The sequence below is a fragment of the Dokdonella sp. genome, assembly GCF_051958935.1.
In the GTDB taxonomy this organism is placed as follows: domain Bacteria; phylum Pseudomonadota; class Gammaproteobacteria; order Xanthomonadales; family Rhodanobacteraceae; genus Dokdonella_A.
Genome location: NZ_JBQCFP010000047.1, coordinates 1 through 9,571 on the forward strand (window position 1 = coordinate 1; position 9,571 = coordinate 9,571).

A 9,571-nucleotide genomic window follows, 5' to 3' on the forward strand; every position below is an offset into this window, starting at 1 on the left:
GCACTGACGACTGCGCTCGGCATCGCGCCTGCGATCGGCGCGAACGCGGACGTCACGGGCGCGGCCGGGCCGCCGATCATCGTCGCCAACTGCCTCGCCGATGGACCCGGTAGCCTGCGCGACGCGATCGAAGTGCTCGCCCACGGCGCCGACGTCGCCATCGTCGATGCGAGCGGCCTGGCCTGCTCGACGATCTCGCTGGCCGGTGCGGCGCTGCGCGTCCCCGGCGGTCGCATCAGCCTGATCGGCCCGGGGGCGGGTGCGCTCACGATCTCGGCTGCACGGGGCCAGCGCGTCATCGAGCAGCCCGATGCCGCGAGCTACCTCGAGATCTCCGGGATCTCCGTCACCGGCGGACAATCGGAAGTGTCCGGAGGATGCATCGAGTCGCAGGGATCGCTCGCACTCACCGATGTGGAGGTGCGCGAATGCACCGTGTCGGGAGCGAATGCCGTGCGCGGCGGCGGTATCCATGCGACAGGCAATCTGCTGGCGACGCGGCTGCGCGTCGTGGAGAACGTTGCGCACAGCACGGGATCGTCGGCACAGGGCGGCGGCATCTTCGCCGAAGCGCAGGTGCTGATCGTCGACTCGACGATCAGCGGCAACACGACGATCCGCGACACGACGTCCAAGTACGGCTTTTCGACCGGTGGCGGCATCGTCGCCACGGACTTCGCCGCGATCGTCTCGTCGACGATCAGCGGCAACGATGCAGCGGCAGCAGCGGGCATCGCCGTGAAGGACGCCGTCATCTCCAGCAGCACGATCTCGGGTAACCGCGCGGACACCACGGCCGGCATATCCGCGGACGCGAGTTTGTCGCTCGAGAACAGCACCATCGCGTTCAACTGCGCGCGCGATGCGGCGACGAGCCCCACGCCGGTCGGCGCCGGCGTGCAGGCCGTGTACGGCTTCACGATGCAGAGTTCGATCGTCGCCGGCAACGGCGACTGCGAGCCCGCACCCGACGGCAATGCGTCGTCGGCATTCGATCTCGTCGTCGTCGCCGGCAGCGTCAGCGGCGCGGCGAACCTCGTCGTCGTGCCGCAACCGTCGTTGCAATTGCCGGCGGACACGCTGATCGGCATCGATCCGCAGCTCGGTCCGCTCGCGGACAACGGCGGACCGGCGTGGACGCACGCACTGCCGATGGGCAGCGCGGCCATCGATGCCGGTGACAACCCGCGCCACCTGCCGTACGACGCGCGTGGCTTCGGCCATCCGCGAGAACAGGGGCTGCGCACGGACATCGGGGCGTTCGAGTTCGACGATGCGATCTTCGACGACGAGTTCGAAAGGGTGGCGCGATCCGCGCCGGGTGGCGGATGACGCCGGACGACGTGGCGCAAATCGCGCACTTCGCCGCGCGATGTCGGCCGCCGGTGGTCGCTGCAGGCGTCGCGTCCGCCGATCAAGGGCATGCAGGCGAGCGTACCGATGAAGTGATCCCTGGCGGACCGCGCGCGTCGCCGAGGGCCGGCGCGTGGCGTGTGCGTGCCCCGGTATGCGTTCAACCCCCTGCAGGCGATCGATGTCGTCGCCTGCCGTGCGCCGCCTGCATGGCTTCCCCTATCGCTTTCCCCAGCGCGATATCCATGCAGGCGGCCACATCACTCCATGGTGCGTCGACGCGCCCTCACGTTTCGAAAGGAGAGTCCCGCGATGTCCCGCCAGCCGACGAAGCGCCGGACGACGCCGTCCCAGCCGGTCGCGATGATCGCGGCGACCGCTGCGCGGGCGCCGGGGATGGCCGCGGCACTGGGACGGCACGTTCGCGTCGCGCTGGGCTTGGCGTTCGCGTTCGCTGCCGCATCGCTCGCCGGCGCGGCGATCCCGCCCGCCGAGCGTGCCGCGCTGATCGACCTCTATGTCTCCTCGGACGGCGCGCACTGGCTCGACCACGCGGGTTGGCGCAACGCGTGCGACACGGATTTCGCCTCCCCCGGCGCTGAGGGTGCCCGGGCCGTCATCCGATGCGACGCGATGCAAAGCCATGTCGGAGGAATCGCGGGAGTGCCCGGCATGAGCGGACGCTTGCCCGTCACCCTGACGGCGCTGACCGCGCTCCACGACCTCGATGTCGGCGACAACGCGTTGACGGGCGACCTGCCGGACCTGTCGACGCTCGCGCACCTCGCCCGCCTGCTCGTCGGCGGCAACCAGTTCGAGGGCCGTCTGTTCGCCGGATCCGGGGCGCTCGAGCATGGCGGATCGGTGCTGTGCCCCAACGACTTCCAACGCATCGACGATGCCTGGCGGGATTCCGGCATCGGCGCCTCGCCGTGGTGGCGCGAATGCCTCGGTCGCATCTTGGCGCTCGGGTTCGAGGCGCCTCGTGAGGGGCATCGCCAGGCACGCGGCTTGTCGCGCGCAGGCTCATCCAGCTGACTTCATGCGGGCTCCGCGTGGGTCGCGCGGCAGCCGCCGCCGTCCCGCAAAGGTGGCCCGACACGGCCTGCTGACGCAGGCGTTCGCACATGCCCACGGAGATTCCATGGAACTGACCGGCCTCATGCCTCGCCGCCTCGCCTCGGTTTCGCGTTTCCTCGCCGCGGTTTTCTGCTTCGTCCTCGCTCCTGCGGCCGCGGCCCACCAGACCGACTGGACCTGGCGCAACCCGGCGGGCCTGCCGTACTCACTGTTCTCGGTTGCCTATGCCGACGCGTCGCGCGGCGCCGCGGTGGGAGAACATGGCGCGTTGTTGGCGACGGTCGACGGCGGACAGTCATGGATGCCGAGTCCGTCCGAGAGCGAGGCTGGGCATTTCATCGAGAAAGTGCGATTCCGCGATGGCGCGCATGGGCTTGCCGTCGGCGGGAACCCCGCCTACGCGGTGCCGGCCTTCTTGGGCTTCGTGCTTGCCACCCGTGACGGCGGTGCCACGTGGGAGACGCGGGCGACGATGCCGAACACCCTCATTTACGATGTTTGGCTCGACGGCGCCGCGGGCGCAATGGCGGTCGGCATCGACATGAACGCGGGACATCCCGTCGTGCTTCGCAGCCAGGACGATGGAACGACCTGGACTGCGCATGTCGACGAGTCGCGATTCGGCCTGCTCACCGGCATCACCCAGAGCGTGGGCGGGCGGTGGGTCGTCGTCGGCACCGACTTCGTGGCGGCAACCGGCCTGTTGCTCACGAGTGACGACGCAGGCAAGACGTGGGATGCGCGTGATGCCGGTGGCGTGGCGAGCCTCAACGGCGTGCGCTTCCGCGACGCAGATCGTGGTGTTGCGGTCGGCGAAGCCGGTTCGCTGCTGGTGACCGACGACGGCGGCACGAACTGGGCAGTCCAGGCGACACCGACGGCCCTCGCCCTGCTGGATGGAGGCTGGAACGCGAATGGCGCGTTGTTCGTGGTCGGCGGCGATTTCGCCGGCGAAGGCATCGTCGCGTCGCTGTCGGGCCAAGGCGCCGCCTGGTCCACGTCGAAGTTCGCGGCGAGCCTGCACGGCATCGCATTTCCAGCCGCGGGCGAGATCACCGTCGCCGGCAGCGGGGGCAACGTCTTCACGTCGCATGACGAGGGCCTGTCGTGGGAGTCGCATGCGCCGCGTTCCACCAGTGGCGAGGCCCTGCAATCCGTTTCGTTCGCCGATCGACAGGTGGGCATCGCGGTGGGTACCAACGGCGCCGCGTTGCGCACGGCGAACGGCGGCTCGACCTGGTCGGCGCTCGCGAGCGGCACGGAACAGGTGCTCCAGAGCGTATCGATGATGTCGCGCACCGCGGCCGTCGCGGTCGGCTTCGATACGCAGAACAGCGCGCCGATCATCATCGGTACGGACGACGGTGGAGCATCATGGACGGACCGGCTCGTCGTGGACGGCGACGTAACGGGACTCAGAGGTGTCTCCTGCACGCCGGCGCGTCGCTGCGTCGCGGTCGGCTATTGCGGCGTCATCCTGCGCAGCGACGACGCGGGCGGGCATTGGTCCGTCGCACGCCCACCGCTCTGTGGCGAGCAGGTGACTCTGCAGGCCGTCGCGCTCGTCGACGACGACATCGGCTTCGTGGCCGGCCAATACGAGATCTGGCGAACCGTCGATGGCGGGCTGACCTGGGCGGCGGCGAAGGCGCCGACGGACCAGGCGCTGTCGGCAGTGAGCTGTGTCGACGCGCAACACTGCTTCATCGTCGGTGGCCAGGAAGCAGGCCGCGCGGTCGTGCTCGCCACCGTCGACGGCGGTGCGAGCTGGTCGTTGCTGCACGAGGACCTGCCCTCGGAGTTGCAGGCGGTCGATTTCGTCGACACCGACCATGGCTACGCGACCGCGATCGACGGCACGATCTACGCAACGGCGGATGCCGGGGTGACGTGGATGCAGGACGCGCAGATCGGCGGCAATCTCTACGGCGTGTTCGCGCACGATGCCCACACCGTGACGGTCGTCGGCTACGCCAATCGCTACGCGGCGATCCTGCAGCGCGGCGACGGGATCTTCGCCGACGGGTGGGACTGACACGCAGGCAAGGGGCACGGACGCACCGGCATCGATCGCGCACGCCGCGCGGCGCCGCCGGCGTTCGGGCGTGCGCGAAGGTGCGCGCTGCGCATCACTGCTTGCGGATGTCGATGTCGCCGCTGAAGGTCTCGAGCTTCACCTGGCCGCCACCGCTGCCCGTGGTGACTTCGAGGCTGCTGCCGGGGCCGTGTTCGGGCTCGCTGACGGTGCCGAAATCGCTGCGGATGCGGCCGCTGAAACTGGAGGCGTTCAGGCGCGCGGAGAGGTCGGCGGGCAGGAACAGGTGCACGTCGCCGCTCATCGTTTCCACCTCCACGCGTGCGCCCGCATCGGGTTTGCCGCGCAGGCTGACGTCGCCGGAGACGGTGCCCGCGGTGATCTCGCGATAACCGGCGTTCTCGGCATCGACGTCGCCGGAGACGGTGTCGAACTTGACCTGGCCACCGAGGCCGCGCGCGCGGATGTTGCCGGACACCGTTTCGACGTGGGCACGATCCGCGCTGCCGGTGATGTCGATGTCGCCGCTGACGCTGTCGATCTCGACCTCCTTCGCGCCGCTGTCGAGGCGCAGCTTGCCGCTGACGCCGTCGACGTTGAGGCTGCGGCCCGCGACGCCGCTGAGGGTCACGTCGGCGCTCACCACTTCGATCTTCATCTGCGCGTTCTTCGGCACGCGCACGTCCAGCACGCTGTCGCCCATGCGCGTGTCCGCGCCCCAGCTGAACCAGCCCTGCTTGTCCGGCGGCTCGACCTTGATGCGCAGGTGATCGGCGTTGCCTTCGACCGAAAGCTTCTTCGCGCCGTCACCGAGCGTGCCGGTGATCGAAACCTCCGGTTTGTCCCAGCCGCTGACGGTCACCGAGCCCTTCACGTTGGAGACGTCGATCTGCGCGTTCGGGCTCACGTCGCGGTGTTCGCTGATCGGCGCGTCGGCGCGCGCGTCGCCGAGGGCGAACGCGATGGCGAATGCGAGCAGGGGGGTGGCGGCGGCTTTCATGATGGAACTCCCTTGCGTCAGCCGGCGCGTGCGCCGAAGTGTTCGAGTTTCATGCGGCGTGCATTGGTGCGGTTGAGCAGGCTGACCAGGAACACCGCATCCGGGCGCTGGTCGAGGGCCTGTTCGAGTTCGGCGTGCGCGGCGTCCAGCACGACCGCGGCGCCGAGCAGGCGCGGATCGCCGCCGGGTGCGCGCGAGAGATCGTGCGCATCGCGCGGCGACACCCGTACCGGCAGCGGGCTCGCGGTGCCGGCGATGAAAGCGTCGGCGGCGCGCTGCTGCTCGAGCGTGTAGGCGGTGAAGGCGCCGGCGATCGCGAGCAGCACGCCCGCCGCCGCGGCGAACGGCAGCCAGCGCCGCCTGCGTGCCGGCGCGGATACCGGTGCCGCGTCGGCGGCGGCGATGCGCGCCGCGATGCCCGGCCACAGGTCCGCCTGCGGCATCCGCGGCGTATTCATCTGGCGCAATCCGCGCTGGATCTCAAAGTCCGTCATACGACCTCCGGCGATCTCCATGACCGCGATTCAGAACGGCCATCCCGGCCGCACGCCTCACGAAACCGCTCCGAGCATCCCGCGCAGCAAGCCGCGCGCGCGATGCAACTGTGCTTTGGACGAGCCGACCGCCATGCCGAGTTCGCGGCCGATCTCCTCGTGTTTCCAGCCTTCCACATCATGCAGTACCAGTACCGCCCGCGCGCGCGGCGGCAGTTTCGCCACCGCCTGCTCGAGGTCGGAGCGCTCGCCCGCACAGAACGGCGTGACCGGCTCGCTCGCGGCCTCGAGCACGTCGCTCTCGACCGTATCCTCGGGGTCGCGACCGCGCAGGTCCATCAGCGCGACGTTGACCGCGAGCCGGTGCAGCCAGGTGGAAAACGCGCTTTCATGGCGGAAGCTGTCGAGCTTCTGCCAGGCGCGCACGAACGCTTCCTGGGTGAGCTCCTCCGCGCGTGCCTCGTTCATGCCGCTGAGCCGCCACACGGCGCCGTGCACGCGACCCGCGTGGCGGCGATACAGCGCCTCGAACGCGCGCATGTCCCCGGTGGCGGCACGGCGCACCAGCTCGCTGTCGGCCGACTCGCTGATCGCTTCGGCTCGTGGCACATCGCTCATCGGCAAGGGCATGGCAAGGCAGGCGTTCATCTTGCCAGCTTGGATGCCCCGGCGGGGCAGAGGGTTTAAGGATGGGCCCGGAACGCGGGCAGTCCGTCCCGGCACGCGACCATGGTCGTACGTGCGCCGCGCAGCGGCACGAGTATGCTCGGTCCCGGCTTTTCCAGCGGCGGCAGCCGCGAGGGGTGGCGCTGCGACCGGGCCGGCGCAGGAGCGCCGCACGCGTCGACCGTGCACCCCGTGCTTCCTGCCAGGAGAGCCTCATGGACCTTCGTGCTTGCGGACGGCGCTCGGCCGTCGCAGCCTCGCTGTGCACGATGCTGCTGTTTGCGCTGGCCGCCGTTGCCGCGGTGAAACCCTATCCGGCGGCCTTCACCGCGCGGGACATGCCAGTCACCGGCGGTACGCAGTACGTACGCAGCGGCGGCGAGGGTCCCGTCGTGCTGTTGCTGCACGGCTTCGGCGACACCGGCGACATGTGGCAGCCGCTCGCGGACGTGCTGGTCAAGGACCACCGCGTGATCGTGCCCGACCTGCGCGGCATGGGCCTGTCGTCGCACCCCGAAGGCGGCTACGAGAAGACCGCGCAGGCGCGCGACCTCGCCGCGATCCTCGACGCGCTGCACGTCGGCCAGGTGCAGCTCGTCACGCACGACATCGGCAACATGGTCGGCTACGCGTTCGCCGCGCAGTATCCGCAGCGCGTGAGCCGCTGGGCGGTCATGGACGCGCCGCTCCCCGGCCTCGGCACGTGGGAGCAGCAGCTCGTCAACCCGAAGGTGTGGCATTTCAACTTCCGCGGCCCGGATGTCGAACGCCTCGTCGCGGGGCGCGAACGCATCCTGCTCGACCGCTTCTACAACGAGCTGTCGGCCGATCCGGCCGGCATCGACGAGGCGACGCGGGTGCACTACGCCGCGCTCTACGCCCGCCCCGGCGCGATCCACAATGCGCTCGGCGGCCAGTTCGCCGCGTTCGCGACCGATGCGGTCGACAACAAGGCGCTGTTCGCCAAGGGCGGCAAATTGCACATGCCGATCCTCGCGGTGGGCGGCGACCATTCCTACGGCGCGGCGATGAAGACCGAGCTGGAGTCGGTCGCCGATCATGTCGAGGGTGCGGTGATCGCGAATTCCGGCCACTGGATCATGGAGGAGCAACCCGACGAAGCCGTGCCGGTGCTCGTCGCGTTCCTCGCCAAGCGCGCGAACAGCGATTGACGGCGTGCGCGCGGTGGGACTCGCCGCAGCGCGCGAAGCCGCAGATGGATGCGAGGCGCACCCCGCGAATCCCACCGCATGCCTACCAGATCGCCACGCGCTCGGCCGGCGGAAGGTACATGCGATCGCCCGCGCGGATGCCGAACGCGCCGTGGAACGCGTCGAGGTTCATCAGCGGCGCGACCGCGCGGATCGCCGGCGGCGCATGCTCGTCGCTCTTGAGGATGCGGATGAGTTCGCGCTCGCGATAGTTGCCGCGGCGCCGTTGCGCCCAACCGATGAAGAAGCGCTGGTCGCCGGTCAGGCCGTCGATGACCGCGGCCTCGCGCCCGCCGAGCGACAGGCGATATGCGCGATAGGCGATCGCCGCGCCGGCGACGTCGGCGATGTTCTCGGTGAGCGTCTGCCGCCCGTCGACCCGATAGCCGGGCACCGGTTCGAATGCGCCGTATTGCGCGACGAGCGCACGCGTGCGCGCATCGAAGCGCTGCTGGTCTTCGGTGGTGAACCAGCCGGGCTTGCCGAGCAGGCGGCCGTCGGCGTCGTACTGGCTGCCGATCGTGTCGAAGTCGTGGCTGATTTCGTGACCGAGCGTGCCGCCGATCGCGCCGTAGTTGACGGCATCGTCGGCACCGGCGTCGAAGAACGGCGGCTGCAGCAGCGCCGCGCCGACGACGATCTCGTTCTGCGGCGCCCACGCGTACGCATCGGGCGTCTGCGGCGTCATGTACCACTCGTCACGATCGACCGGCTTGCCGAGCTTGGCGACGTTGCGCCGGTACTCCCACAGGCGCGCGCGCCGCACGTTGCCGGCGAGGTCGCCGGCATCGATGCGCAGGCCCGTGTAGTCGCGCCAGCGGTCGGGCCAGGCGATCTTCGCGTGGAGCGCGCGCAGCTTCGCCTGCGCCTTGCGCCGCGTCGCCTCGCCCATCCAGTCGAGCGTGTCGATGCCGGCGGCGAACGCGTCGACGAAGTGCGGCACCATCGCCGTCACGCGCGCCTTCGCCTGCGGCGACACGTGGCGGGCGACGTAGAGGCGGCCGAGTGCTTCGCCGAGGGTCTCATCGACGAGGTCGAGGCCGCGCTTCCAGCGCGGAGCATTCGCCGGGATGCCGCGCAGCTGGCGGCCTTCGAACGCGAACGCCTCGCCGACGAACGCGGCGTCGAGGTACGGCGCGTAGGCGCGCGACAACTGGTAGCGGAAATACGCCTTCCATGTCGCACGCGGTGCGTGCGCGACGAGCCCTGCGACGGTGCGGAAATAGTCCGGCTCGGCGACGACGAAGGTCGGCGCGCGTGCGGCGGTTTCGTTCGCGACGAGGAAGCGCCGCCACGGCATGCCCGGCGCATGCGCCTGGAGCTCCGCGAGCGTGTAGCGATGGTCCGACTTGGCCGGGTCGCTGCTGTCGGCGTAGGTCCACTGCGCGCGCGCAAGTCGCGTCTCGAGCTCCAGCACGCGCCGCGCGCCGTCGGCGGCGTCGCGCGTGCCGGCCAGGCGCAGCATCCGCTCGACATGGCCGAGATAGGCCGCGCGGATCTCGCGCATCGCCGCCTCGTCGCCGAGGTAGTACTCGCGCCCCGGCATGCCGAGCCCGTCCTGGTGCAGCGTCTGGATGTAGGCGTGCGGATCGCGGCTGTCGTTGAGCACGGAATTGCCGAGGGGCGTGCGCCCGCCGCTGCGGCCGCGTTCGCCGCCGAGGGTGGCGGTGGCGTCCGCCCGGCGCACCGCGTCGCTGCGCGCGGGGGCCGCGCGCCGCGCGCGCCCGGCCCG

At 70.3% G+C, this 9,571-nt stretch carries 8 protein-coding genes; 4 read left to right on the forward strand and 4 right to left on the reverse strand.

The genetic code is table 11. The annotated features are described in order from the left end of the window. The 3 genes from ACTHK2_RS04235 to ACTHK2_RS04245 all read left to right on the forward strand — a co-directional run. The coding region (locus ACTHK2_RS04235) for a choice-of-anchor Q domain-containing protein (protein WP_440244448.1) at window positions 1–1,332 on the forward strand (1,332 nt) is incomplete at its 5' end. Between the two features lie 333 nt (window positions 1,333–1,665). Continuing rightward, window positions 1,666–2,391 (forward strand): hypothetical protein, encoded by a 726-nt coding sequence (locus ACTHK2_RS04240; RefSeq protein ID WP_440244449.1) that lies wholly within the window; start codon window positions 1,666–1,668, stop codon window positions 2,389–2,391. A 106-nt stretch (window positions 2,392–2,497) separates the two neighbouring features. Next, complete coding sequence (locus tag ACTHK2_RS04245) at window positions 2,498–4,468, forward strand: WD40/YVTN/BNR-like repeat-containing protein (RefSeq protein ID WP_440244450.1); 1,971 nt, start codon at window positions 2,498–2,500, stop codon at window positions 4,466–4,468. A 94-nt stretch (window positions 4,469–4,562) separates the two neighbouring features. Here the strand turns inward: ACTHK2_RS04245 and ACTHK2_RS04250 are convergent, their stop codons facing one another. The 3 genes from ACTHK2_RS04250 to ACTHK2_RS04260 are packed head-to-tail and all read right to left on the reverse strand — an operon-like array spanning window position 4,563 to window position 6,580. Then, window positions 4,563–5,468 (reverse strand): DUF4097 family beta strand repeat-containing protein, encoded by a 906-nt coding sequence (locus ACTHK2_RS04250; protein WP_440244451.1) that lies wholly within the window; start codon window positions 5,466–5,468, stop codon window positions 4,563–4,565. A gap of 17 nt (window positions 5,469–5,485) precedes the next feature. After that, the gene (locus ACTHK2_RS04255) at window positions 5,486–5,962 is read right to left on the reverse strand and encodes a hypothetical protein (RefSeq protein WP_440244452.1); all 477 of its coding nucleotides are present in this window, start codon (window positions 5,960–5,962) and stop codon (window positions 5,486–5,488) included. A gap of 57 nt (window positions 5,963–6,019) precedes the next feature. Then, complete coding sequence (locus ACTHK2_RS04260) at window positions 6,020–6,580, reverse strand: RNA polymerase sigma factor (RefSeq protein ID WP_440244455.1); 561 nt, start codon at window positions 6,578–6,580, stop codon at window positions 6,020–6,022. A 263-nt stretch (window positions 6,581–6,843) separates the two neighbouring features. Between ACTHK2_RS04260 and ACTHK2_RS04265 the strand changes: the two genes are divergently transcribed. Beyond that, a complete protein-coding gene (locus ACTHK2_RS04265) occupies window positions 6,844–7,800 on the forward strand; it encodes an alpha/beta fold hydrolase (RefSeq protein WP_440244453.1) in 957 nt (318 codons plus the stop codon). A gap of 82 nt (window positions 7,801–7,882) precedes the next feature. Here ACTHK2_RS04265 and ACTHK2_RS04270 read toward each other — a convergent pair. Continuing rightward, a partial coding sequence (locus ACTHK2_RS04270) for a M13 family metallopeptidase (RefSeq protein WP_440244454.1) occupies window positions 7,883–9,571 on the reverse strand: 1,689 nt, incomplete at its 5' end.

Coding starts and splice junctions, on each gene's coding strand:
- ACTHK2_RS04255 (WP_440244452.1), bottom strand. CDS start 5,962: ATGACGGACTTTGAGATCCAGCGCGGATTGCGCCAGATGAATACGCCG.
- ACTHK2_RS04265 (WP_440244453.1), top strand. CDS start 6,844: ATGGACCTTCGTGCTTGCGGACGGCGCTCGGCCGTCGCAGCCTCGCTG.
- ACTHK2_RS04240 (WP_440244449.1), top strand. CDS start 1,666: ATGTCCCGCCAGCCGACGAAGCGCCGGACGACGCCGTCCCAGCCGGTC.
- ACTHK2_RS04245 (WP_440244450.1), top strand. CDS start 2,498: ATGGAACTGACCGGCCTCATGCCTCGCCGCCTCGCCTCGGTTTCGCGT.
- ACTHK2_RS04250 (WP_440244451.1), bottom strand. CDS start 5,468: ATGAAAGCCGCCGCCACCCCCCTGCTCGCATTCGCCATCGCGTTCGCC.
- ACTHK2_RS04260 (WP_440244455.1), bottom strand. CDS start 6,580: ATGAGCGATGTGCCACGAGCCGAAGCGATCAGCGAGTCGGCCGACAGC.